This window comes from Geomicrobium halophilum, from assembly GCF_014207655.1.
Taxonomy (GTDB): Bacteria; Bacillota; Bacilli; order Bacillales; family Marinococcaceae; genus Geomicrobium; species Geomicrobium halophilum.
This window is the reverse complement of record NZ_JACHHJ010000003.1, coordinates 114208-138223: the sequence shown is the minus strand read 5'-3', so window position 1 is coordinate 138223 and position 24016 is coordinate 114208. Positions and strand designations below refer to the sequence as shown.

Genomic DNA, 24016 nt, shown 5'->3' with positions numbered 1-24016 from the left:
TATGTAAACATTGGTTTTTTTCTTCATATGACATGCGAACTCCACTTCCCTACGCTGGTATGAACCAGATCAGGTTCGAAGGGTCAAAGCTTTGCTTTTCTCAGCCGATAACGGCTCCCCTAGTGAATACTTTTTATTAACCTTATTTATAGTTAAACATATATAAAGGAGTTATACAAATAGTAATATTCATAACAATGACAAGTTATCGAAGTATACTGGCTTCAATTCCGCCCATAGGTCTAGGTGGAATCATCGGTTTGATTATTATGACTGGTTTCTTTAGTGATAGTGGGAGGAGGGGGAGTGGTGATTTGTTTAACATAAAATCTTATTGGGTAGATATAAATGATTGTATTTTTTAAAAAAATGGAGGGTTTTTAAATGTCTGAAACATTGTACAAAGTGGATATTTCCCAGTCAATGGACAAGCAGGAAATACCTGGTCATAACCGCTGGCATCCGGATATACCGCCGGCATTTAGCGTCAACCCCGGTCAACAATTTAAAATGGAGTGTTTGGACTGGACAGACGGGCAAATTAACAATAACGACGATGGAACGGAAATTCGGGATGTCAATTTAAATCGCGTGCACGTATTAAGTGGCCCTGTCGAAGTGAAAGGAGCGGAACCAGGGGATTTACTTGTTGTCGACATCTTGGATATAGGCTCATTTGATGAACACCCATGGGGATTTAATGGGATATTCGCAAAAGAGAACGGCGGAAGTTTTCTTGTGGATCATTACCCGGAAGCAAACAAATCGATTTGGGATTTTCATGGCATCTATACGACGTCCCGGCATGTCCCCGGGGTAAAGTTTGCAGGCGTTATTCATCCGGGCTTAATCGGTGTCGCTCCTTCCCATGACTTACTTATGGAATGGAACCGTCGGGAAGCGGCCCTCGTTGATGAAGATGAAAATCGCGTTCCTCCTTTGGCCAACCTCCCTGATGAGGACAGCGTCGTTCTTGGAACATTAGAAGGAGAAGACTTCCGGCGCGTAGCCAAAGAAGGCGCCCGTACCGTGCCGCCTCGGGAAAATGGCGGGAATTGTGATATCAAGAATCTTTCCCTGGGATCACGTGTTTATTTCCCTGTTTATGTTGACGGCGCAAACCTTTCGGTCGGTGACCTTCATTTCTCCCAAGGTGACGGTGAAATCACGTTTTGCGGCGGAATTGAAATGCCCGGTTGGATTGAACTGAAGGTGGATATTATTAAAAATGGCATGGAAAAGCATAACATCCAGAGAAATCCCGTGTTCCAACCCGGCCCCATGGATCCACAATATAGCGAATACCTCGTGTTTGAAGGCGTGAGTGTCCATGAAACGACCGGCAAACAGAGCTATCTTGATGCACATATTGCTTATCGAAACGCATGTTTAAATGCGATCGATTACTTGAAAACACTGGGATATACAGGGGAACAAGCATATATGCTTCTCGCAACCGCACCGGTGGAAGGCCGAATTAACGGTATCGTGGACATCCCCAACGCATGCTGTACCGTATCGATACCAACCGCTATTTTTGACAAAAACATCCTCCCGAAAAAAGGCCTGGATTGACGATGGCTTCTTATTCATTTCGGTGTAAAAATTGTGGCGATTTCACGGAAGACCATCATTCCATCAAAGAGGAGAAGACGTTTTCCTTTTGTCCGCGATGTGAACGCCGTTCGGAACGTCTGTATCTGGCACCCTACACGTTAACGATGAAGAAAACACTCAAAAATAAACTGGATCGTGGCCCAGAGCCTAAAAAGATGAGGAAAGAAGAAATAACTGGCTCCAAGTTTAAGTCGAAAAAAAACCAATCAAGCAGACCCTGGCAGTTGGGGTGAAGAACAGCAAAATCTTACAGCTAGGTATGAGTACCTCAATAGTGGGATTGGGCATTCGTGCTTTTCATTACTCTTTGAGGCTGGGATATAACCAGCCAAGAATAAATTAAAAATGGTTCCAATCATCGGTTGTTGATGATTGGAACCATTTTGGTTAGGATTCTTGTCACTATCTATGGTTGGATTTGTATTCATGGCGGTATACTTTCTTAAGTTTACCCATTTGGAAGATATATACATTTAAGACCTGAATGCCGACAATAAATGATGTCTTTTATAGAACGGAACGATTGTCAAACCGGCGTATCCACACTCTTGATGGTTTCCAAAGGGCAGCTTTGGGCCATCGGAAAATTTTCAAATCCCTCTTTTTACTGTTTGTTTCGAGCTGAATAAATACATGAAGACCATACACAATGAGTGCAAGAAAGAGATTGTGGACAGCGGTTTCGTCGTATCCATAAAAAGCCTAGATCTTCACATGCTGTTTCAACCATTTGAAAAATCGCTCAATCGCCCAACGGCTGCGATTTGTTCAGCAATTATATTAATGTAATCTTAGTAACACAGCAGATCCCATCCCTCCGCCAATCCCCATGGTAGCGATACCGTATTGCACTTGCTGCTGCCTCATGTTTTGGATGAGTCGAGCAATCATAATTCCCCCGGAAGCGCCGTACGGGTGACCGAGGGCAATCGCCCCGCCATTAATATTGACTTTATCCCAAGGAATCTGTAACTGATGAAGTGATGCGATGACTTGTGCAGCAAAGGCTTCATTAAATTCAACGAGGCCAATGTCGTCAACGGTTAAGTGGTTTCTTTTTAAGAGTTTGTTGACGGCAGGAACTGGTCCGATACCGAGGAGGTTAGGGTCGACCCCAGCGGTGGCGGCATCGACAAAGGTCGCTAATGGTTCCAATCCGAGTGTCTCTGCCTTTTCACGGGATACGATCAATGTTGCCGCAGCTCCATCATTCATTGGACAACTATTGCCTGCTGTGACAGTCCCGTCTTTTTGAAACACAGGCCTAAGACGTGGCAGTAAATTCTCTAATTTTTTGCCCCTCGGGCATTCATCATGTTTGACTATTGTACCGTCAGCCTGTTCGATGGGGACGATTTCTTGTTCAAAATGTCCTGCTTTTTGTGCTATGGAAGCTAGTTGATGACTTCTCAATGCAAAGGCATCTTGATCTTTACGACTAATTCCATACTTTATGGCGACGTTCTCGGCGGCTATGCCCATTTCTGGGTCGCCAATTGTATCTGGTGAAAACCTTGCTCTTGAAAAAAATCGTGGTTCCTCATCAGGATTTACTGGCCGTTCAACTTTCCAGGGGGCAAGACTTGTACTTTCAACACCACCGGCAATGTAGAGGTGGCCAGCGCCGTTCTGGATAAAGCGGGCGGCGTAATTGATCGCTTCAAGTCCTGAACCGCACTGTCGGTCAATCGTAACCCCGGGAACATCAACAGGAAAGCCGGCGGTTAACAGGGCAAGACGAGCAATGTTTCCTCCAGGTCCTACAGCATTTCCCAATACGACCTCATCTACCATATCGGGTTGGATGTTCGTATTAGAGATAAGTGTTTTTAACACAGGGGCAGCTAAGTTCTCGGGGGGCTCATTTTCTAGTGATCCTCCGGCTTTGCCGACGGGGGTTCGTTTTGTTTCAACGATTACAGGTGTGGCCATGCGATCACCTTTTTATTTTCCCTTTTCTCCTTCATAATCAGCTCTTTTAATTGACCTCTTGCGATTTTGCCGCTAGGTGTATAAGGAAATGTATCCACAGAATAGATTTTACGCGGCCATTCGTGCCGTTGAAGTTGATTTTGATAACTTTGTCTAAGCTCTTTTCGATTCATAAAGTTGGAGTTCCCCTCAAGGATGAGTGCTGGTATTTCGCCCCAAAAGCGGCTTGAAATCCCAATGACAACTGCTTGTTTTATACCGGAATGTTGTTTAATGATTTCTTCAACCTTTTCAGGGAAGATATTCCATCCTCCGCTAATGATTCTGTTTTTCTCTCGGCCCACGAGGTACAGATAACCGTCCCCGTCGATCTTGGCCAGGTCTCCGGTTGTCGCCCAGCCATTTTGGAACACTTTTGCCGTCTCGGCTTGGTCCATATAACCGTTAAATAACATGTTACTTTTAACGTATAATGTTCCAACCTCACCCATTGGTAGTGGCTTCCCCGATTGGTCTTGAATGGAGACTTCTACATTATAAAAAGGACGTCCGACGCTATCTGGTCTCTTTTCATGATCACCTGGTGTGGATACAGAAACAAAGCTTAATTCCGAAGCCCCATAAAATTCATATAAATTTGCGTTTGGCCAAACGTTATACAGTCGTTGTTTTGTTCCCTTTGTTAATTTGTCGCCAGAGTTGATGAGAGAAACGCTTTTATTCAGGTGAGCGACATCCTCCGGTAGCTGATGGATCATCGCTTCAGTCATCGTCGGGACAAGATAGATTGTTGTAATGGGGTAATGTTGAACAAGATGGATCACATCTTGTTCGGAAAAATTTTTGAGTATATAAAGGGTAGCTCCTTCAAACAGTGTCTGAAAAATAGTAAATAAAAATAATGAGTGAACCATCGGCCCCGGAGTAACGACATGACTGTCCTGATTAATATTAAAAATCGGACGACAGGCATGAAAGCTCTCGATCCATGAATCATGATTACGGATAAACCCTTTCGGACGGCTGGTGGTTCCAGATGTAAAGCCGATATAAAAGGGCTGTTTTCCACCCGGCGCCAAGGCAGGGTGCTTATCCGTGTCTGAATACTGCATCACCCAATTTGAGTAGCTGATCAATGGATCATCAGTCATTGTTTGAAACGTCACAACAGTTGTTTGATCTTTCATTACCTCTGCAAATTCGGCATCCGTAAATACGATATCGATGTCGAGCTCTCTTATGGTCTCGATGAGTTGAGTCGTTGTCCATTTCTGGTCAAGCATCACGATCAAATGACCACTCAAAACCGTCCCGAGTGCGGTTTCAATCGCTTCAATATGATTGTGGGAAAGTATGCCAACCCTCATCGTTTTATTACAAAAACCATTCATGTACTGCATGACTCGGCTGATTCGATCAGCCAGGGTTTGGTAGGTTATCGACCTGCGCCCATGTACAATTGCTGTTTTGTCCGGCTGTCGTTTTGCATATGTAAATATCGGTGCTGCGATGTTCATATCATCACCTCGAAATTTCTTGACGGTTTAGCTGTCTTTGGAGTGGGAGTACACCCGCTTGTCTAATTTTAATTGTCAAAAAAGCTGTTAACACTGCCTTAGTCAAATCGCCTGGGACGAACGCGATATTTGCCATAAAACTAGGAAGGAATGGTAAATCTGTAATAAAAGCAAACCATGCACTACCACAAAGGTAAATAAGTAGAATGCCTCCCGCGACATTTATGGTAAGAAGGTTTTTCATATTCACATTTTTCATTCGTCCGATTAGCCAGCCAATCATTAGTGCGGCAATCGGCCAGCTGAGAATGTATCCGCCGCTTGGTCCCAATAGTACACCAAGTCCGCCCCGGCCGCCAGATAAAAGAGGGATCCCAATGGCCACGAGCAATACGAATAAGAACATACTGAAAAAACCTTTTTTAGGGCCGAGTAGAGATCCCGCCAACATCACCCCTAGCGTTTGCAAAGTGATTGGCACTGGAATGATGGGAACGGGGATTGGAGGGATTAATCCTAGTACTCCTGTAATCGCTACTAACATTGAAATATAAACAACATTTCTAGAACTCAAACTACAACAACTCACCTTCGTTAACTTAATTTAAATATAGGTTAACATAAAAATGAAATAGAGGGATAGAATCCGATCATCATTCAATTCATAAAAAGTGATGGCTTGTCATACGGTACCATTAGTGGGAAGCACAGGGCGGGGTGAATCGAGGATGCAGAGTCAGATCGCTATAGTAGTTGTATTTTTCTTTCTTTTCGCTGTATTTTTGACTCAGATCTTTTTTGTATTGAAATGGTTTGATCAAAAAGTTGAAATGAGTAAGCATTTGAATATTAATGTAGGGATCATCATTGGTATGACAGTCGTTATTCTGTTTGGCTTTTTTCAAAACGATTATAGCATTACCTTCATGTTGATTCTGCCGCTTGCGATTATAATCTTTTGTACCCGAAATATTGCGGTGTATATCATTAGAGGAGGGACGTAGATAGATGTCGACAATGGCGATTCTTCTCTCTATTCAATTTGTTGCACTTCTGCTCATTCTTGGTGCGATTGTGGTGATTATGAACCATTTTAGTAAATTCACGTTTGTAAATATCCGCATCGTTTTACCTGTAATTGGCATATTGGCAATGGGTATGGTTATGATCTCGTGGATTTTTCAGGGAGGGGAGATCTCGGCATACTACCTATGGCCCATTCTCGTGATCGTGGTTTTGGCAGGGGTGATGATCAAACAGAAAAAAACGTCCGCGAAGTAACGAACGTTTGTTATTCCATGCCTTTCATACGCCGGCCTACTGCTTTATCCATCTGGCGTTTAGCATCTTTTTGCTTGAGGGATTCGCGCTTATCATATTTCTTTTTCCCTTTTGCGAGACCAATTTCGACTTTCGCCAGTCCTTTTTTCAAATAAACCTTGGTAGGAATGATGGCGTAGCCTTGTTGTTGAGATTGTCCAGTTAGCTTCTTGATTTCTCTTTTGTTGAGCAGCAATTTTCGTGTACGAACGGGGTCATGATTGTAACGATTCCCTTGCTCATATGGACTGATGTGGGCTTGATGTAGAAAGACCTCACCATTTTCCACTCGGGCAAAACTTTCCTTGATATTCATTTTTCCCGCTCGAATCGATTTTATTTCAGTGCCGCGCAATTCCATTCCTGCCTCAAATGTTTCCTCAATGAAAAAATCGTGGCGTGCTTTTCGGTTTTGTGCGATTATTTTTCCTTGATTTTTAGCCATGGACGTGCATCCTTTTTACCATTGTCATTTCTTTATGTTAGCAAATATAGTGGGGAACCGCAATGAGACTACAGTGTCCAAGACATTCTATTCATGAGTTGCGTACGTGTAAGCTCACCCGTCATGTTGATTATTTGCAAATTAAATTGAGGTTCTTTTTGAGTTGAATAGTTTTTCCACTCCTCTGCAAGAAATTTCAGGTCCGTCGCTTTAATCAGAGCTACATCTGTATCTTCTTCAAAATATGCCATCAGTCAATAAGTGTAAAAACGTTTGCATCTTGTTTAACTAATGAAAATCTTTTATTTTAAATGTATAGGGAAAGTAAGAAAGAGGAAAAGGGGCGAAAACGATGGTTGATTACAAAGAATTTGAACATTTACCTACGACTCCAGTTTCTGATGCACTTGGCGGAAAAAACCATTTGGACATAAGCATCAAGCCACTGAATGATGATTGGCATATGTATGGGCGAGCATTCACCGTTGATGCACCTGCAGGTGAAAACATTTCAGTATTGGAAGGAATTTACCATGCAAAGCCTGGCGACGTACTAATCGTAGACGGAAAAGGAGAAGCATCCAATGCACTTGCTGGTGATTTTGTGATTGGGCTGGCAAAAACGCTCGGTTTGCACGGGGTTGTGATTGATGGAGTGATCCGTGACATTGACGGAATTCGTGACTTGAATTTTCCAGTGTTTACGAAAGGGACAACTCCTGCTGCAAGTAAAAAAACGGAGGAAGGAAGCATCAATATTCCCATTAACGTAGGTGGTGTAGATGTGAAGCCGGGTGATATCGTTGTTGGCGATGTCGATGGTGTCGTAATCGTCCCGGAAAGTCAAGCGGAAGAAGTGATCCAAAAGGCGAAAGAACGTATTCAAAAAGACGAAAAAAGGGCAGAAACATACGGGGGTAGCTCGGAGGCGGCACGTGAATACATTGAAAATTTTCTAAAGAACAATAAAAAAGGCTGAGCTAAAAATCCCGTAAGTATAATGATCATAGGGATCTTCTGGGATTTCAAAGGCTTTGTACGCCTCTTAAACGATTTTTTTGAATCTGTTAAAGCTCCGCTTTTGCCTTTGTTTCTTTCGTGAAGTGAATGGATCGAGATAATGAACGTTAGCCAGATCCCTTTCTCCTTTGACAGAAGGGGTGTTCTGGGAAGTTTATTGATTACCTTTGACAAAGAAGCGTATTAAATGTATCGACTGTACGTATCCCAATGCGCTGTCTATGTTCTATTTTTTCTATCTATCATTAGCGTTCAATTTATAAATCACAGACCTTGCCATTATACGATGGCAGGTCTTTTTTATATTGACACTGATAATTATTATCAATTAAGATAAGAGGGAATTGTTCTCGCTCACGGGGATAACACCGAATTAAAATTGTAGGGAGAAGATGGAAGTGACAAAAAAGATCATTATGATGATGGGTTTTCTTATCTTGGCTTCCTGTGGGAATGAATCCGTTGATGGAAGTCCAGACGAAGCTTATCGAACTATAAACATAGAGGGAGAAGATTTTCAAGTTCCAAACGAACCGGAACGTATAGTGACCGATTTTTACGCTGGTGAATTACTAACCGTCGAGGCCAATGTGGTTGGAGCTGGTCCAATTGCCTTTGATAACCCCTTTCTTGAAGAAGAACTCGAAGGGGTTGAAGATATCGGAGATCCGCCGAATGTAGAAAAAATCCTAGAGCTAGATCCGGACTTAATTGTGGTTATGTACGATGAAAATCTTGAGCAGTTGGAAGAAATTGCACCTACGGTACAGATTCCTTACAACACAGCGACAAACGTTGAAGATATGACAGAGATGTTTGGAGACATCGTGGGAGCAGAAGAGGAAGCACAGGCATTCTTAAATGACTATCATGATCGGGCTAAAGAAGCTCGAGAGGAAATAGAGGGTCTCGTTCCCGCGGATGCGACATTTGGTCTCTACGAAATTACGAATGACAATGAACTGTATGTTTTTGGGAAAAATTTCGGTCGTGGCGGTCAAGCATTATATAACGCTTTAAATCTAGAAGCACCTGAAATCATTGAGGAAGAAGTAATGGAGGAAGAAGATGTGCTCATGCTTTCTCAAGAAGTGGTACCTGAATATGCGGCAGACTATATGTTTCTTACGAGTTACGATCCACAAAACCAGCACCAAGCAAAAGATCAATTAGAAGGGTCATCCGTATGGGAAGGGTTGGATGCCGTGCAAAATGATCGTTATCGCCTCAATGATTACGATACCTTTTATCCTTATGACCCTATCTCCGTCTACCATCAGATTGATTTATTTGTGGACATCATTAAGGAGATGGAAAAAGAAGGCTAGATGAGAAAGAAGGATAGGAACACAATGGTAGATGAAACTTCTCCTACTGCCAAACAACAGCTTCGCTCAAAACCTATGGCCGTGATCATGATTATGATGGCTGGGACGATTCTACTGATATGTGCAATTGTTCTATCCATGTCTTTAGGTGCGGCCAATATCACCCCCGGAACCGTTTGGCAGGCGATCTTCGCCTATGATGACTTGTTAACAGAACACCAAATTATCCATGAAATACGTCTCCCAAGGGTGGTTGGTGCTGTTCTTGTAGGGAGCTTTCTGGCCGTTTCGGGAGCACTGATGCAGGGAATGACGAGAAATGCACTTGCAGAACCTTCGATTATCGGGATCACGGATGGCGCTGCCTTGGCGCTCGCCATTATGTTTGCTTTCTTCTCAAGTGTATCTTATACCGGTTTTTTATTTGCTGCATTTATCGGTGCGGGTGTGGGAACGGCACTTGTTTTTCTTGTGGGTTCGTTGGCAAAGGGGGGATTAACCCCTGCCAAACTTGCATTAGCAGGGGTCACAATTGGTGCTTTTTTAAGTGCCATTTCTTCAGGGATTGCCATCTATTTTGACGTAGCTCAAGATTTAAGTTTCTGGTTTGCTGGTGGTCTGGCTGGTATGGATTGGCACCGCCTACAACTCATTCTTCCCGTAGTTGTTATCGGGATGGTGATCGCGCTATGGTTAGCTCGTTCCATTACTATTTTAAGCTTGGGAAAAGATGTTGCTCAAGGCTTAGGACAGCGTACGGGTGTTGTTCGAACAATGGGTATCATTGCAGTGATGCTCATGACAGGTGCTGCAGTAGCTGTTGCTGGAACGATTGGTTTTATTGGCTTAGTCATTCCCCATATCACACGTGCATTTGTTGGACTTGATTACCGTTATATTGTGCCGTGTTCTGCCATTCTAGGCAGCTTGCTATTGGTCGTAGCTGATATAGTTGCTCGTCTTGTTAATGCACCCTATGAGACACCGGTTGGTGCGATTACCGCATTGATCGGTGTGCCCTTCTTCCTCTATCTCGCTCGCAGGGAAGGAAGGGGGGTCTAGCATGAAACGGACAGTATTTATTTATGCAGTGCTCGTCTTGTTGATCTTCGGTGTTTTCCTGCTAAGTCTACAAATGGGGACGATGACCATCGCTCCTCTCGAGGTCTTACGAACATTTATGGGTAGTGGTACAGAGGAACATGCCCTCGTTTTATTCGAATTTCGATTGCCGAGAATGGTGATTGCGTTATTGGTAGGTACTGGATTAGCGATTTCAGGTGCCATTTTGCAAAGCATTTCCCGTAATGAGTTGGCAGATCCAGGCATACTTGGCATCAATGCCGGTGCCGGTTTGGGTGTTGTCCTTTTTATTTACTTTGTCCAGGGTTCATACACAGCGTTAGGCGGAACGGCTTTTTTTCTTCCCATTTTCGCGTTTGTCGGTGCGCTCACTGCTGCATTTCTCATCTATACACTGGCGTGGAAAAAAGGGGTCACCCCCATCCGTTTACTATTAGTCGGTATTGGGATAAATGCAGGGTTTACGGCGATTCTGATCGTTTTTCAACTGCGAATGAATCCCAATGATTTTATGCAAGCAACGGTTTGGCTGAACGGGGATATCTGGGGAGCGACTTGGCATGAAACCCTCGCCACATTGCCGTGGATGGTCCTCCTTATTCCTCTTGTTATGATGCAGGCAAAAACGCTAAATGTCATGCGATTGGGAGATCCATCTGCTGTTTCGTTAGGTATCAAGGTTGAGCGTACCCGACGTCGTTTACTTGTATTGGCTGTTATGTTAGCTGGTGCATCCGTTGCAGTTGGAGGTGCCATTTCTTTCCTTGGACTTGTGGCCCCTCACATTGCCCGGCGTATGGTCGGTCCGCGCCATCAGGTCATGATTCCAACCGCTGCCATGATTGGTGCATTAATCCTGTTGTTTTCAGATATGATCAGCCGCAACATCCTGTCACCATCAGAAATCCCCGTCGGGATTGTGGTGGCCATTCTTGGAGCTCCGTATTTTCTGTATTTACTAATGAAAACTCCGTAATGAGGTGAAAATATGACTCGATTAGAAGCGAACCATCTCTCGATCCGTTATGAAAAAGAAGCAATCGTTGATGACCTGACGCTGCAAATCCCCGAAGGAAAAATTACAACGATCATCGGTCCCAATGGTTGTGGAAAATCGACGATTTTAAAAACTCTGGGCCGTGTGATGAATGCTTCCCAAGGATCAGTCTATTTAGATGGGAAATCGATTCATACACAACCGACAAAGCAAATTGCTCAAAAGATGGCCATATTGCCGCAAGGTCCCGAAGCACCAAGTGGTTTGAAAGTACGTGAGCTCGTGGCTTACGGAAGACACCCCCATCAAAGAGGATTTGCGGCGTTGCACAAACAAGATTACGAAATGATTGATCTTGCCCTTGAACAGACAGGCATGGCCGAGTTGGGTGATCGGTCTCTGGATGCGCTATCCGGCGGCCAACGACAGCGGGTATGGATTGCTATGGCTCTTGCCCAGCAAACAGAGTTGTTGCTGCTCGATGAGCCTACCACTTATCTCGATCTTGCTCACCAACTGGAAGTGTTGCAAGTATTACAGCGCTTAAATGAGCAACAAGGGCGTACCATCGTGTTGGTTATTCATGACTTAAACCACGCGTCCCGCTTTGCAGATCATATGGTGGCATTACGAGAAGGGGCAATCGTTCGAGAGGGAAGACCAGAGGACGTGATGAATACGCAAGTCTTACGTGATGTCTTCCAAATTGAAGCAGATGTTGTTGCTGATCCGAGAAGTGGCAAGCCGGTTTGTTTAAGCTATGATCTGATGATGGATGGAGATGCCCAGCCATCGCAAAAAGCTTTTTCGTTAGGGGGAATGCATGGTGCTTGAGTCGGCGTGTTATGATGTCACGATTATAGGTGGAGGGCCTGCCGGTTTATATTCCGCTTTTTATAGTGGAATGCGTGATTTGAAGACCAAAGTGATTGAATACGAGGAAGAGCTTGGCGGAAAAGTGAATGTTTATAAGGAAAAGACGATTTGGGACGTCGGAGGTTTGCCTCCAACCACGGGGGCTCAGCTCATCTCCCAACTTACTGATCAGGCATTTACTTTCCAGCCTACGATTGTGCTTGGGGAGCAAGTCATAGACATAAAGAAAATGGATAATGGTTACTTTCATATCACCACAAACAAAAACCGTGACCATTATTCTAAAACGATCATCTTGGCAACGGGATATGGGATATTAAAGCAAACAAAGTTGAACATACCAGGTGCTGAGAAATTTGAAACAACCAACCTTTACTATGCCGTGAAAGAGCTGGGAAAGTTTCGAGGTAAAGATGTTGTTATCTCAGGTGGAGGGAATTCTGCTGTAGATTGGGCGAATGAACTTGAACCGATTGCAAAAAGCGTCACTGTGGTCCATCGGCGTGATCAATTTGGCGGTCATGAGAAGTTCGTCGCAAGGATGCGAAATTCCTCTATTGATATACTTACCCCGTATGCTATCGACGATTTAGAATCGAGTCAAGATGGTACATGTTGTATCGAAAATGTCACATTGAAGCATTGTGAAAATGAACAGTGCCAGTTTCGAAAGACGGACGCTGTCATTGTTAATCACGGTTACCAGCCGGATTTGAGTTTTCTTGATCATAATTCGATAGGCTTAAAAGTGGAGGAACGTCGATTGCGGACGTCCAATCAAATGGAAACAGATGCCACGGGGATATTTGCGGCAGGGGATATCTCGAACCATTCAAGCAGTATCCCACTTATTGCCGGAACCTTTACGGATGCTGCGTTAGCAGTAAACGCAGCGAAGTTGTATATACATCCTGATGCAGACCGTTATGCCCGTGTATCTTCGCATAATGATCGATTTAAGTCACAGTAAGATGAATGATTAGACGAAAAATCCCGTATCACTTAAAAAGTGGTACGGGATTATTTTGAACTATTCAATGTCGGGGGATCGAAATTCCGAAAAAGGACTTTTGAGGCCCCCCTTTTTACGCTTCCAACATCACGGTCCATCCAAATGGATCCTTCAGGCGTCCTGTTTGGATTCCGATTAACGTTTCGTACAGTTGCTTCGCGGTTTCGCCCATTTTCCCGTTGTTAACGACATAATCTTGATCCTTGTATTGCAACGAACCTACCGGGGATATAACGGCAGCAGTGCCTGTGCCGAAGACTTCCTGAAGGGTTCCTGCTTCATGAGCAGCGATTACCTCATCCATGGAAATCTGGCGTTCTTGAACGGGCATTTCCAGATGTTCCAAAAGTTCGATAACACTTTTTCGCGTAATGCCTTCCAGTATGCTTCCATTTAATACAGGTGTATGAATTTCTCCGTCAATTTTGAAAAAAACATTCATACTCCCGACTTCTTCGATATATTTCTTTTCAATCGCATCAAGCCAAAGCACCTGAGCCTTATTGTTAGCCGTCGCCCGTTCTTGAGCTTTGTACGCGGCACAATAATTACCAGCGGTTTTGGCATTGCCTGTCCCACCTGGAGCAGCACGCGTGTATTCATCTTCAACAAAAATACCAACGGGATTGATCCCTTCTTTGTAAAAAGAACCGACCGGCGACAAGATAATCATAAATGTGTAGGTATTCGAAGGCGCCACATTCAGGCTTTCTTCTGTAGAAATGATCATGGGGCGAATGTAAAGAGATGTCCCCGGTTCGGTAGGAATCCACTCTTTTTCGAGTTTTACAAGTTCTTTTAAGTAATCAAGCATCAAGTCTTCATCAATTGGAGGGATGCTGAGTCTCTCACTGGAGTGATTCATTCGTTTAAAATTCTCTTCAGGACGAAAAAGACGAATATCGCCATCAGACATGCGGTATGCTTTTAATCCTTCAAAGACCGTCTGGCCGTAATGAAAAACCATTGCTGATGGATCCATGGTTAATGGTTGATAGGGAACGATCCGTGGGCGCTGCCAACCTTTATCAGCAGCATAGTCCATCATAAACATATGATCGGTAAAATACTTGCCAAAAGCGAGTTCTGAGGAATCTGGCTTTGGTTTCAAATCCGTCGATTGCAAAACTTCTAAAGTTTGTTGAGCCATGATACGACGCCTCTTTTCTATAGTGAAAATCTACTCCTACTATATCACGGGCACCCTGGTTTTATCTAATGGATAAAAAATATGCACGCCAATTCTAGCGTACATTAACATAGTAAAAGGTGTTCATAACCTCTCTTGTAAATAAAGAAGTGGACGTTACATCTGGTACAGCCGTTCAATTCGTTTTTCCGGCGGTGGGTGAGATGAAAATAATTGCGCCGTTTTCTTTTTCAGTGGATCAGAAAAATAAAGCGATGCTGATGCCCCAGATGCTTCTCGCACGGGTTGCGAAACGCCTGAAATTTTCTTCAGTGCCGAAGCCAACGCATTTGGATTTCTCGTTAAGTCCACGGCACTGGCGTCTGCAAGATATTCCCGGTTTCTTGAGATGGCAAGGCGGATCATCGTCGCGATTAACGGTGATATAATAATGAGTACAAGCGCGAAAATCAGCATGATGGGATGTTGCTTGTTATTACCGCCTCGGGAGAAAAACATCATGCGCAATCCGAGATCACTAAGGATGGCAACGACCGAAACAAGAGCCACGGCAATGGTTGACAAACGAATGTCGTAGTTGCGAATGTGCGCCACCTCATGGGCAATCACGCCTTCGATCTCCTCGTGATTGAGTCTATCGAGCAGTCCGGTGGTAACGGCAACCGCCCCATTTTTTGGAGAAGTACCGGTGGCGAATGCGTTCGGGCTTTGGTCTTTAATGATAAAAAGACGGGGGCGGGGGATCCGCGCGACCATGGCCATATTATCCACTGCATCCCAAAGTCTTTGATGTTGACTCCCATCCTTAATCTCATGGGCATGATTCATGCGCATGACCACGTTTGTACTGGACATGAGCATCATTAGAGTATATCCACCACCCATAACGACGGCTAAAATCAACCCAGTATAGATCTCTCCATTCAAAAAGTAAGTGATGGCCGCTCCCACGAGGAGTACGAAAATGATAAAACCAGCAACAATAAACACGGTATTCCGCTTATTGCGCTCGATCTGTTTGTACATAATCATGAACGATCGCCCGTATTAAAATCAACTTTGACATTTTCCCGTTCTTCCGGAGGAGTTTCCAGCATTTCCTGTTGAATGAAGTTATGAACACCGGCAACAAAGTTTGTCGGGATGGATTGGATCTTTGTGTTGTATTCCATAACTGTATTGTTGTATAGCTGACGGGAATAAGCAATTTTATTTTCGGTAGACGTCAGCTCTTCCTGGAGTTTCAGAAAGTTCTCGTTGGCTTTGAGATCAGGATAGTCTTCCCGGAGGGCAAAAAGGCGCCCCATCATGTTTTGCAGCTGATTGTTCGCTTCCATTTGTTCATTGCGGCTATTGTTAGGGTTATTAATTTGCTGCCGCTTTTCAATCACTTGAGTTAGTGTTTCCTGTTCATGTTGCGCATAGCCTTTCACCGTCTCTACAAGATTCGGGATCAAGTCGTACCGTCGTTTTAACTGCACATCAATTTGAGCCCAGGCTTCCTCCACCCAATTTCTTTTTTTCACAAGGGTATTGTATGAACTGAACCAAGTGATGGCAAAAATTCCTATGCCTGCCACGAGGATAAGTACCAATATTAATAATACGGTTCCAATTCCCATCGTTGAATTCCCTCCTCTTTCTCTCTATTATAAACGAATATACGTGTTTCTTTCATCCTTTGGCTTCAGTAAGCGTATGACTTCAACATAAAAAAATCCATTACAAGCCATAAACATTCAAAAATCGACGTTCATAGCTGAAAATATGTAAGAATTTCAGTACGAATTGGGGAAATGAACATATATGCACATAAAGCCTACTTGACACATAAGAATAATGGAAGTAATATAAAATTCACTTATTTAGATGTTTTTAAGTGGAACATCATGCGCTTCTATTTATAGAGCGTTTTCAGTTTTGTGCCATTTTTCATGTGCAAATTTAGGGAAAACGCTGATGATAAATACTTATTTATTTTGGAGGTGATGTCGTTGCCACTTCAGGTAACAGACAGTCCTTTTAGCCAAGAGCAGGCTGAGCTCCTCAATCGCTTACTGCCTACGCTTACGGACGGGCAAAAACAATGGTTGAGCGGCTACCTAGCAGCTGCACCGCAGGTGGGATCCGCAGCTGCAGAGACGGCTGTAGCTTTGCAAGATCCGCCAGCAACAGCGACACTTGAGCAAAGCAATACCCAGTTGAAAACGCAAGAAGTAACGATCCTCTTTGGCTCCGAGACAGGAAATTGCCAGGAATTAGCCGAAGATATGTCTAAGAAATTAGAAGAACGTAATTATGAGGTTACTCTTTCTTCAATGCTGGAATTTAAGCCGAGGAACTTGAAGAAAGTCGAAAATCTATTAGTCTTTGTAGCCACTCATGGCGAAGGAGATCCTCCAGAACCAGGACTGTCTTTCTTTGAAACTCTAAATAGCAGAAAGGCACCTAAATTAGATGGAATGCAATTTTCAGTGCTTTCCTTAGGAGATCTTTCATATGAATTTTTCTGTCAAGCCGGTAAAGATATCGATAAACGCCTGGAAGAGTTAGGGGGTGAACGTCTTCACGCACGGGTAGATTGTGACGTTGATTTCGATGAAGCTGCAGAAGAGTGGTTTGATGGAGTATTAGGGATCTTGAACGATCGTGCAGAAGGGAGCTCTTCGGATCTCGCGACACCCCCTCAACTAGGTCAAAATGGTACCTCTATGCAAAGTGAGCAACTCGTCTATTCGAGAAAGAATCCTTTTAAGGCCGAAATCCTGGAGAATTTGAATCTTAGTGGGCGGGGATCCAATAAGGAAAACCGCCATCTTGAATTGTCCCTTGAAGATTCAAATCTTGAGTTTGAACCGGGAGATAGCTTAGGGATTTATCCTGAAAACGACCCAACCCTCGTGGACATGCTGATCGAGGAAATGAATTGGGACTCTCAAGAGCTTGTTTCGGTAAATAAACAAGGGGACGTGCGCTCTTTGCGAGACGCTCTGATCGGTAACTTCGAGATTACGGTTCTCACCAAACCATTGCTGGAAAAGGCAGCAGCGTTTTCTGCGAATAACGAATTGGGTCAACTCCTGGAAGAAGGTAGGGAGGATGATTTAAGAGACTATATCACAGGTCGAGATTTACTCGATTTAGCAAAGGATTTTGCCCCTTGGGAAGTCCCTGCAAACCAATTTATCACTATTCTTCGGAAGCTTCCTGCTCGTCTCTACTCTATTGCAAGCAGTTATAAGGCCAATCCGGAGGAGGTTCATCTTACGATCGGTACGGTGCGATATGATGCCCACGGACGCGATCGCACGGGTGTCTGTTCAGGACAATGTGCAGAACGTGCAGAATCGGGCGACTATTTACCCGTTTATGTGCATAAAAATCCGAATTTCAAGCTTCCCGAAGATCCGGACACCCCAATTATTATGATTGGACCTGGAACGGGTGCCGCACCATTTCGATCTTTCTTGGAAGAGCGAGAGGAAATAGGTGCTGAAGGGCAAACATGGTTTTTCTTTGGTGAGCAGTATTTTATGTCAGATTTTCTTTATCAAGTTGAATGGCAGCGGTGGTTGAAAGAAGGTGTGCTCACACGAATGGATGTCGCCTTTTCCCGGGATAACGAGGAGAAAGTCTATGTACAACACCGCATGCTAGAAAAAAGCCAGGATCTTTTCCATTGGCTGCAAGAAGGTGCGGTCGTATATGTGTGTGGAGACGAAAAGTACATGGCAAGTGATGTGCACGATACGCTTACCACAATTATTAAACAGGAAGGGAATATGAGTGACGAGGAAGCGGTCGCTTATTTAGAAGAATTGAAACTGCAGAAGCGTTATCAGCGTGACGTGTATTGAAAGGAGCGAAAAGAATGGCGGAAAATAAATCAGCTTCAACGCAAGATGGGCCTCCAAGTGATGTCGAGCGAATTAAAAGAGAGAGCAATTACTTACGGGGGACCCTTGCAGAGAGCCTGGAGGAACCGATCAGCGCGGGGATGAACGAAGACGATAAGCGGTTGTTGAAGTTCCATGGAAGTTACCTGCAGGATGACCGGGATTTACGTAATGAACGCCGCCAACAGAAACTAGAGCCGGCTTACCAGTTCATGGTGCGTGTGCGTGCCCCAGGCGGTGTTGCAACACCAGAGCAATGGCTGGTCATGGATAACGTAGCCCGTAAATATGGCGATGGATCATTGCGTCTAACGACACGTCAAGCGTTTCAAATGCACGGTATTTTAAAATGGAACATGAAGAAAAATATTAAGGAGATCAACGACTCCTTGCTGGATACACTCGCGGCTTGTGGAGATGTGAACAGAAATGTCATGTGTAATCCGAATCCCTATCAATCAAAGATTCATGAGGACGTATACGAGTGGGCAAAGCGGTTGAGCGATGACCTTTCTCCAAAAACCAACGCTTATCATGAAATCTGGCTCGACGAAGAAAAAGTCGTGGACAGCAAAGAAGAAACGGAACCCCTCTATGGGGATGTTTACTTGCCGCGAAAATTTAAAATCGGCATTGCTGTTCCGCCTTCCAACGATGTGGATATATTTTCTCAAGATCTTGGTTTTATCGCGGTTGTAGAAGATGATGAGTTACAAGGCTTTAACGTTGCTGTTGGCGGCGGCATGGGGATGACTCATGGCGATACTGCAACGTATCCCCAGTTGTCACGGGTCATTGGTTTTTGCAAACCGGACGAAGTGATCGAAGTAGCTGAACATATTATTGCTATTCAACGGGATTACGGCAACCGTTCTGAAAGAAAGAATGCCCGTTTTAAGTACACCATTGATGCCCGGGGGATTGATTGGGTTAAAAATGAATTAAACGAAAGGTTAGGATGGCAACTTGCAGAGGAGCGACCGTACCATTTCGAACATAACGGAGATCGTTATGGCTGGGTAAAAGGTCAAAAAGGTCGATGGCATCTAACTTTATTCATCCAAAATGGACGCATCAAGGATACTGATGACGATCAGCTTAAGACTGGGCTTAGGGAGATTGCCAAAATCCATACCGGAGATTTTCGGTTAACGCCTAACCAAAACCTTGTCATCAGCAATGTTACGAATTACAAGAAACGGCAAATTGATGAGTTGGTTGAAAAATATGGTCTCTCTGATGGAAACAACGATTCTGCATTACGGAGAAACTCCATGGCTTGTGTCGCTTTTCCGACCTGTGAATTGGCGATGGCGGAATCAGAACGCTACTTCCCGTCTCTCTTAGACAAACTCGAAGGCATCACGGAAGAAGCTGGGTTACAAGATGAGGACATTATTATTCGCATGTCGGGCTGCCCTAATGGTTGCTCCCGGCCGGCTCTTGGAGAAATCGGCTTTATCGGAAAAGCTCCAGGAAAATATAATATGTATTTAGGGGCTGGCTTTGCCGGGGATCGACTCAATAAATTATACCGAGAAAATATTGGTGAAGAAAAAATCCTCGAAGAACTCCAGCCTATGATTCATCAGTATGCGAAAGAACGTTACGAAGGCGAATCCTTCGGGGACTATGTTATCCGCGCCGGCTATGTAAAAGAAGTACAATCGGGCCTTGATTTTCATGAATAAGATAAACAAAATGGCTTCGGTATAAAACCGGGGTCATTTTTGTAAAATGCATTTTGCTCATATATTTTGTATGATAGCAGGAGAATGTATGTATAAAAGGTGTTGGTAACATGGACTTATCCAAATGTAATCATCAAGAAGAACGTATGGAGTTATTATCCACCCTCGTTCCTGCTTTTAAAGAACGTGCGGCAAAACATGATGAAGAGGGATCTTTCCCTCATGAAAATTTTAGAGAGTTGCAGAACGCAAACTATCCAGGACTTACGGTTCCGAAAAAATATGGCGGGCAAGGTCTTTCCCTCACTGATTTTCTTGAACTTCAGGAAATCATCGCTCAAGGAGACGGATCTACTGCACTTTCTATTGGCTGGCATATGGGCATTATGATGCAGCTTGGGGAGAATCAAACTTGGGATGAAGAAACATATACAGCTGTGGCCCGTGATGTCGTAAATAACGGGGCGCTCCTAAATAATGCTGCCAGTGAGCCGGCGACAGGAAGCCCAACACGCGGCGGACGTCCAGAAACAACGGCAACAAAAACTGAAGATGGCTGGGTGATTACCGGACGAAAAACGTTTACGACACTTGCGCCAGTTTTGGATTATTTTGTCGTAAGTGCCGGAATTGAAAATAGCGATAAAGTGGGCAATTTTCTTGTGCATCGTAGTTTACGGGGTGTGTCCATCGATTATACATGGAATACTCTTGGTATGCGTGCGACAGGCAGCGATGATCTCGTCCTCGATCAGGTGCAATTAAAAGATGAAGACTATGTTCAGGATATAACCCCGGGGCAAAAAGGGGCGGCTGGATGGCTCCTCCACATTCCCGCATGCTATTTAGGCATTGCTGAAGCCGCGATTAATCACAGTGCGGAATTCGCCAATCATTACTCTCCGAACAGTATCGAAGGTACGATTGCTGATTTGCCGAACATCAAACAAAAAATCGGTGAAGCTGAATTACTCCGTCAACGCAATCGTCATTTTCTCTATGCTGTCGCGAAAAAATGGGATCGAAGTGACAGTGAAACGCGGCAACATATGAAAACAGAATTAGGCGCGGTGAAGTATTCGGTGGTAAACGATGCTCTGACCATGGTTGATTTGTCGATGCGTGTGGAAGGCGCGAAAAGTCTACAGGCGGATAATCCACTTAGCCGTTATTACCGTGATATACGGGCAGGTTTACACAACCCGCCGATGGACGATATGACGATTATGCAGCTGGCGGGAGAAGTGTTTGCGCGAAATAAAAGTGAATGAACCTACAAGTCAGGTTAGATCAAAGTCACCTTATTAGATCTAACCTGTTTTTTTAACGTTCCGGGGGATGTAGAAGATAAAAATATATACGGAGTCATTATTTTCAAATTTTAGCAGGATTTTTTCGGTTCATCGCGAATCCTCAAGCAATTGATAAAAACGTGGATGTAAGGAGGATTTTTAACGATGGGGTCGAAACAAATTTTTCTTCGACAATTGTCTGCTTGTCATGATGAGAATCATTGGTTTGCGTGTTTGCAACAGGCGTTATCCGGAGTTACGGATGATCAAGCGAATTGGAAGCGTGAAGACTCGGATCACTGCATCCATGAAATTGTCAATCATCTGATTGTATATAATAGTCGTTGCCTGGACCGTTTTAAAGGAGAACCTGTACCTCCCATTGAGGAAGGGAATGAATCGACGTTTCATAGTGTAGAAAACCGGGATTGGTCTGTGACGATGGCACAAGTAACGACGATGATGGACGAGTGGGTCTATGCCATCCAGGAAACAAAGGATTCGACCTGGCTGGTTCCTATTCATGAAGAGAGTGACGAGACGTGGGGGACCATGATCGCGAATATGATGGTGCATACCAGTTATCACATCGGTCAAATTGTGTATATACGGAAGCAACAAGGAGCATGGGATGTTGAGGAAGAATCATTGTTCTAGCCCCGATTCGTTATAGCCAGGGATCAAATTACCTTTGATTGACGCGGCCGTCATCGATTGATAAGATAAAATAAATAATATTTTTCTACTAGGGGAGCCCGAGCGGGCTGAGATGAGGAAAAGCCTCGAACCCTTCGAACCTGATCTGGATGAAAGCCAGCGGAGGAAAGTAGACACTGACTGAGAAAATCATTCTGCTGTCCTTTGCTGTCTTAAGGACGGCTTTTTGTCGTTCTTGCAAGACGTATAAGGAGGCGTCAAACATGACTTGGCACTTAATAACGACGCAAAAATGGCCGTTTCATATTCAAGTGAGAAAATTACGGCATGCGTTACAATATATTGATGTCGTTCATATCCGTGACAAGGAATCATCGCTGCAACGGTTAAAACAACAAATCGATCAGCTGTGCAAGATTGGCTTAAGCCGCGGACAAATGATTCTGAATGAACATGTGGAAGCGGCGGCTGCCTGGGATTTGGGTGGTGTTCATTTGTCAAGCCATTCCACGTGGAACGCAAACGATGTAAAGGAAAAAGCGCCTCATTTACAAGTGGGCGTATCCGTTCATAGCCGGGATGAAGCCTTGGCACGGGCAGAAGAAGGGGCGGATTATCTTTACTACGGACATGTGTATCGTTCGTCCAGTAAACCTGGCGAAGAGCCGCGAGGACTGGCCGCCTTGCAATCGGTTGTTCAAGCGGTACCGATCCCCGTGCTTGCAATCGGCGGCATTACACGTGAGCGGATAACTGAGATTTCTCAAACAGGAGCTGCAGGAATTGCAATGATCTCCAGTTTTTGGGATGCGGAAGATGTAGAGGAAGAAGCACGCTATTTTCGTAACTTTAAGCAGGTGAACTATGAAACGACATGAGAAGTACGATGTGATTATTGTTGGAGCTGGGATTATCGGCCTTGCCACCGCTTACTACAGTACGCGTGCCGGCTTAAAAACACTCATCCTTGATCGCGGAAAGGCTGCAAGCGGCACAACTGCCGCCGCCGCGGGGATGCTCGGTGTTCAGGTAGAACTGCAATCACGCACCCCTCTGTATCCCCTCGCGAACGAGAGTCGTCGGTTATATGAACATTTGGAACATGAACTGATGGAACGAACAGGGACGTCGCTGGGAAGAACTGTCTCAGGTGCGATCAAGCCTGCATTTTCATCCGAAGAATGGAAAAAATTAGAGAAAATTGAGGAGTGGCAAGCGGCAGCAGGAGAATCTGTGCAACGACTAACGGCGTCAGAATTATACGATGAGCTGCCAAGGCTTACAGCTGGGGCAAAAGGCGCTCTTTATTTTCAGGAAGAAGCTCATGTTGAACCTGCGCAAACGGCACATGCGTTTCAACAAGCAGCAGTACTTCAAGGTGCCGAGCTTAAAACGCATACGGAAGTTACGTCTTTGTATCGGGAGGCCGGAAGTTGCAGAGGGGTACTGACTGCCGACGGTACTTGCTTTTACGGGGAACAAGTGGTTCTTGCTACTGGCCCCGATCCATTAACGTCTTCTGTTCATATGGACGTTCTACCGATTGAAGGTATGAAAGGGGAAGCAGTTCGCGTACAAGGTAAACGCCCGCTTGTTACGAAAACGTTATACCATCAACATTTCTACTTTGTGCCCAAACCGAATGGTGAAACGCTGATCGGCGCCACCTCGAAAGCTTCTCGTGAACGAACGACGACGGTGGAGGGGATCGGCGAGGTGTTACACCGTGCAGAACAATTGGTCCCAGAAGTTGCAGAAGCAGAGATTACCAAAATGTGGGCGGGGGTTCGTCCGCAAACGAATGATGACCTTCCTTTAATCGGCCCACATCCGGCCATTCCAGGGTGTTGGCTCTGCTGCGGGCATGGACGCAATGGCATATTACTTGCACCAGCCTCTGGAAAGGAGTTGGTGACAGCTATCATCACTAGAAATACAAGTGCATTAACAGCATTTGATCCCGGGAGGGGGAGTAAAGTTGAATATCACAGTCAATGAAGAACCGATAGACGTTCCTTCGGATGTAAAAACGATTGAAGATTTTCGTAAACATTTTAATTTAATTGAGAAAAAGGCCATGATCGAGCACAATAAAGTCGCGCTGCGACCGGATGAATACACTGATACAGAACTTAATGAAGGCGATCAAATCATCGTTGTCCGATTTGTAGGAGGAGGATAAG

23 protein-coding genes and 2 riboswitches are annotated in these 24016 nt (G+C 44.5%); of the genes, 16 read left to right on the top strand and 7 right to left on the bottom strand.

Going from position 1 to position 24016, the window contains the following annotated elements:
• Window positions 1–29 precede the first annotated feature (29 nt).
• Window positions 30–131: riboswitch (TPP riboswitch) on the bottom strand.
• Between the two features lie 253 nt (window positions 132–384).
• Window positions 385–1575, top strand: a complete 1191-nt coding sequence (fmdA, locus tag HNR44_RS11130; protein WP_184404350.1) for a formamidase — start codon at window positions 385–387, stop codon at window positions 1573–1575.
• Between the two features lie 822 nt (window positions 1576–2397).
• Here fmdA and HNR44_RS11125 read toward each other — a convergent pair.
• Genes HNR44_RS11125 through HNR44_RS11115 form a run of 3 tightly spaced genes read right to left on the bottom strand, consistent with a single transcriptional unit; the run spans window position 2398 to window position 5640 of the window.
• Window positions 2398–3549, bottom strand: coding sequence for a thiolase family protein (locus HNR44_RS11125; protein ID WP_184404349.1), 1152 nt, complete (start codon window positions 3547–3549; stop codon window positions 2398–2400).
• A complete protein-coding gene (locus tag HNR44_RS11120) occupies window positions 3534–5066 on the bottom strand; it encodes an AMP-binding protein (RefSeq protein ID WP_184404348.1) in 1533 nt (510 codons plus the stop codon). The genes HNR44_RS11125 and HNR44_RS11120 overlap by 16 nt, the downstream gene beginning before the upstream one ends.
• A 4-nt stretch (window positions 5067–5070) precedes the next feature.
• The gene (locus HNR44_RS11115) at window positions 5071–5640 is read right to left on the bottom strand and encodes a biotin transporter BioY (RefSeq protein ID WP_184404347.1); all 570 of its coding nucleotides are present in this window, start codon (window positions 5638–5640) and stop codon (window positions 5071–5073) included.
• A 154-nt stretch (window positions 5641–5794) separates the two neighbouring features.
• Here HNR44_RS11115 and HNR44_RS11110 point away from each other — a divergent pair, with 154 nt between their 5' ends.
• Both HNR44_RS11110 and HNR44_RS11105 read left to right on the top strand, forming a co-directional pair.
• Window positions 5795–6070 carry a hypothetical protein gene (locus HNR44_RS11110; RefSeq protein ID WP_184404346.1) on the top strand — a complete coding sequence of 92 codons (276 nt, stop codon included), beginning with the start codon at window positions 5795–5797 and terminating at the stop codon, window positions 6068–6070.
• A 4-nt stretch (window positions 6071–6074) separates the two neighbouring features.
• Entirely contained in the window at window positions 6075–6347 is a 273-nt protein-coding gene (locus tag HNR44_RS11105) for a hypothetical protein (RefSeq protein WP_184404345.1), read from the top strand.
• Between the two features lie 10 nt (window positions 6348–6357).
• Here HNR44_RS11105 and smpB read toward each other — a convergent pair whose 3' ends face one another.
• On the bottom strand, window positions 6358–6831 hold the full coding sequence (smpB, locus tag HNR44_RS11100; protein ID WP_184404344.1) for an SsrA-binding protein SmpB: 474 nt from the start codon (window positions 6829–6831) through the stop codon (window positions 6358–6360).
• A gap of 352 nt (window positions 6832–7183) precedes the next feature.
• Here smpB and HNR44_RS11095 point away from each other — a divergent pair, with 352 nt between their 5' ends.
• The 6 genes from HNR44_RS11095 (at window position 7184) to HNR44_RS11070 (ending at window position 13105) form a co-directional block, all read left to right on the top strand.
• A complete protein-coding gene (locus tag HNR44_RS11095; protein ID WP_184404343.1) occupies window positions 7184–7810 on the top strand; it encodes an RraA family protein in 627 nt (208 codons plus the stop codon).
• A 457-nt stretch (window positions 7811–8267) separates the two neighbouring features.
• The gene (locus HNR44_RS11090; RefSeq protein ID WP_425489455.1) at window positions 8268–9179 is read left to right on the top strand and encodes an ABC transporter substrate-binding protein; all 912 of its coding nucleotides are present in this window, start codon (window positions 8268–8270) and stop codon (window positions 9177–9179) included.
• 24 nt (window positions 9180–9203) lie between these two features.
• Complete coding sequence (locus HNR44_RS11085) at window positions 9204–10241, top strand: FecCD family ABC transporter permease (protein ID WP_184404341.1); 1038 nt, start codon at window positions 9204–9206, stop codon at window positions 10239–10241.
• Window position 10242: 1 nt separating this feature from the next.
• Window positions 10243–11238, top strand: a complete 996-nt coding sequence (locus HNR44_RS11080; RefSeq protein ID WP_184404340.1) for a FecCD family ABC transporter permease — start codon at window positions 10243–10245, stop codon at window positions 11236–11238.
• A gap of 12 nt (window positions 11239–11250) precedes the next feature.
• A complete protein-coding gene (locus HNR44_RS11075; RefSeq protein ID WP_184404339.1) occupies window positions 11251–12093 on the top strand; it encodes an ABC transporter ATP-binding protein in 843 nt (280 codons plus the stop codon).
• On the top strand, window positions 12083–13105 hold the full coding sequence (locus HNR44_RS11070; RefSeq protein WP_184404338.1) for an NAD(P)/FAD-dependent oxidoreductase: 1023 nt from the start codon (window positions 12083–12085) through the stop codon (window positions 13103–13105). Before HNR44_RS11075 ends, HNR44_RS11070 begins: the two co-directional genes overlap by 11 nt.
• 115 nt (window positions 13106–13220) lie before the next feature.
• Here the strand turns inward: HNR44_RS11070 and HNR44_RS11065 are convergent, their stop codons facing one another.
• The 3 genes from HNR44_RS11065 to HNR44_RS11055 all read right to left on the bottom strand — a co-directional run bounded on the left by HNR44_RS11065 (window position 13221) and on the right by HNR44_RS11055 (window position 15919).
• Window positions 13221–14297: a branched-chain amino acid aminotransferase gene (locus tag HNR44_RS11065; RefSeq protein ID WP_184404336.1), complete on the bottom strand. Its 1077-nt coding sequence runs from the start codon at window positions 14295–14297 to the stop codon at window positions 13221–13223.
• Window positions 14298–14453: 156 nt separating this feature from the next.
• A complete protein-coding gene (htpX, locus tag HNR44_RS11060; RefSeq protein WP_343069495.1) occupies window positions 14454–15326 on the bottom strand; it encodes a zinc metalloprotease HtpX in 873 nt (290 codons plus the stop codon).
• Complete coding sequence (locus tag HNR44_RS11055; RefSeq protein ID WP_184404334.1) at window positions 15326–15919, bottom strand: LemA family protein; 594 nt, start codon at window positions 15917–15919, stop codon at window positions 15326–15328. Before HNR44_RS11055 ends, htpX begins: the two co-directional genes overlap by 1 nt.
• A 372-nt stretch (window positions 15920–16291) precedes the next feature.
• Between HNR44_RS11055 and HNR44_RS11050 the strand changes: the two genes are divergently transcribed.
• The 7 genes from HNR44_RS11050 to thiS all read left to right on the top strand — a co-directional run bounded on the left by HNR44_RS11050 (window position 16292) and on the right by thiS (window position 24015).
• Window positions 16292–18154, top strand: coding sequence for an assimilatory sulfite reductase (NADPH) flavoprotein subunit (locus HNR44_RS11050; RefSeq protein WP_184404333.1), 1863 nt, complete (start codon window positions 16292–16294; stop codon window positions 18152–18154).
• A gap of 14 nt (window positions 18155–18168) precedes the next feature.
• Window positions 18169–19884 (top strand): assimilatory sulfite reductase (NADPH) hemoprotein subunit, encoded by a 1716-nt coding sequence (gene cysI / locus HNR44_RS11045; RefSeq protein ID WP_184404332.1) that lies wholly within the window; start codon window positions 18169–18171, stop codon window positions 19882–19884.
• A gap of 110 nt (window positions 19885–19994) precedes the next feature.
• Window positions 19995–21155 carry an acyl-CoA dehydrogenase family protein gene (locus tag HNR44_RS11040; RefSeq protein WP_184404330.1) on the top strand — a complete coding sequence of 387 codons (1161 nt, stop codon included), beginning with the start codon at window positions 19995–19997 and terminating at the stop codon, window positions 21153–21155.
• 186 nt (window positions 21156–21341) lie between these two features.
• Window positions 21342–21833, top strand: coding sequence for a DinB family protein (locus tag HNR44_RS11035; RefSeq protein WP_184404328.1), 492 nt, complete (start codon window positions 21342–21344; stop codon window positions 21831–21833).
• 80 nt (window positions 21834–21913) lie between these two features.
• Window positions 21914–22018, top strand: a riboswitch (TPP riboswitch).
• A gap of 78 nt (window positions 22019–22096) precedes the next feature.
• Window positions 22097–22711, top strand: a complete 615-nt coding sequence (locus HNR44_RS11030) for a thiamine phosphate synthase (protein ID WP_184404327.1) — start codon at window positions 22097–22099, stop codon at window positions 22709–22711.
• Window positions 22698–23831 carry a glycine oxidase ThiO gene (thiO, locus tag HNR44_RS11025; RefSeq protein ID WP_184404326.1) on the top strand — a complete coding sequence of 378 codons (1134 nt, stop codon included), beginning with the start codon at window positions 22698–22700 and terminating at the stop codon, window positions 23829–23831. The genes HNR44_RS11030 and thiO overlap by 14 nt, the downstream gene beginning before the upstream one ends.
• Entirely contained in the window at window positions 23812–24015 is a 204-nt protein-coding gene (gene thiS, locus HNR44_RS11020) for a sulfur carrier protein ThiS (RefSeq protein ID WP_184404325.1), read from the top strand. The genes thiO and thiS overlap by 20 nt, the downstream gene beginning before the upstream one ends.
• The last annotated feature ends 1 nt before the right edge of the window (window position 24016 follow it).

Bases quoted from the DNA above. Each gene is read 5' to 3' on its own strand.
- fmdA (WP_184404350.1), top strand. From the start codon at position 385: ATGTCTGAAACATTGTACAAAGTGGATATTTCCCAGTCAATGGACAAG.
- HNR44_RS11125 (WP_184404349.1), bottom strand. From the start codon at position 3,549: ATGGCCACACCTGTAATCGTTGAAACAAAACGAACCCCCGTCGGCAAA.
- HNR44_RS11120 (WP_184404348.1), bottom strand. From the start codon at position 5,066: ATGAACATCGCAGCACCGATATTTACATATGCAAAACGACAGCCGGAC.
- HNR44_RS11110 (WP_184404346.1), top strand. From the start codon at position 5,795: ATGCAGAGTCAGATCGCTATAGTAGTTGTATTTTTCTTTCTTTTCGCT.
- HNR44_RS11105 (WP_184404345.1), top strand. From the start codon at position 6,075: ATGTCGACAATGGCGATTCTTCTCTCTATTCAATTTGTTGCACTTCTG.
- smpB (WP_184404344.1), bottom strand. From the start codon at position 6,831: ATGGCTAAAAATCAAGGAAAAATAATCGCACAAAACCGAAAAGCACGC.
- HNR44_RS11095 (WP_184404343.1), top strand. From the start codon at position 7,184: ATGGTTGATTACAAAGAATTTGAACATTTACCTACGACTCCAGTTTCT.
- HNR44_RS11090 (WP_425489455.1), top strand. From the start codon at position 8,268: ATGATGATGGGTTTTCTTATCTTGGCTTCCTGTGGGAATGAATCCGTT.
- HNR44_RS11085 (WP_184404341.1), top strand. From the start codon at position 9,204: ATGGTAGATGAAACTTCTCCTACTGCCAAACAACAGCTTCGCTCAAAA.
- HNR44_RS11080 (WP_184404340.1), top strand. From the start codon at position 10,243: ATGAAACGGACAGTATTTATTTATGCAGTGCTCGTCTTGTTGATCTTC.
- HNR44_RS11075 (WP_184404339.1), top strand. From the start codon at position 11,251: ATGACTCGATTAGAAGCGAACCATCTCTCGATCCGTTATGAAAAAGAA.
- HNR44_RS11070 (WP_184404338.1), top strand. From the start codon at position 12,083: ATGGTGCTTGAGTCGGCGTGTTATGATGTCACGATTATAGGTGGAGGG.
- HNR44_RS11065 (WP_184404336.1), bottom strand. From the start codon at position 14,297: ATGGCTCAACAAACTTTAGAAGTTTTGCAATCGACGGATTTGAAACCA.
- HNR44_RS11055 (WP_184404334.1), bottom strand. From the start codon at position 15,919: ATGGGAATTGGAACCGTATTATTAATATTGGTACTTATCCTCGTGGCA.
- cysI (WP_184404332.1), top strand. From the start codon at position 18,169: ATGGCGGAAAATAAATCAGCTTCAACGCAAGATGGGCCTCCAAGTGAT.
- HNR44_RS11040 (WP_184404330.1), top strand. From the start codon at position 19,995: ATGGACTTATCCAAATGTAATCATCAAGAAGAACGTATGGAGTTATTA.
- HNR44_RS11035 (WP_184404328.1), top strand. From the start codon at position 21,342: ATGGGGTCGAAACAAATTTTTCTTCGACAATTGTCTGCTTGTCATGAT.
- HNR44_RS11030 (WP_184404327.1), top strand. From the start codon at position 22,097: ATGACTTGGCACTTAATAACGACGCAAAAATGGCCGTTTCATATTCAA.
- thiO (WP_184404326.1), top strand. From the start codon at position 22,698: ATGAAACGACATGAGAAGTACGATGTGATTATTGTTGGAGCTGGGATT.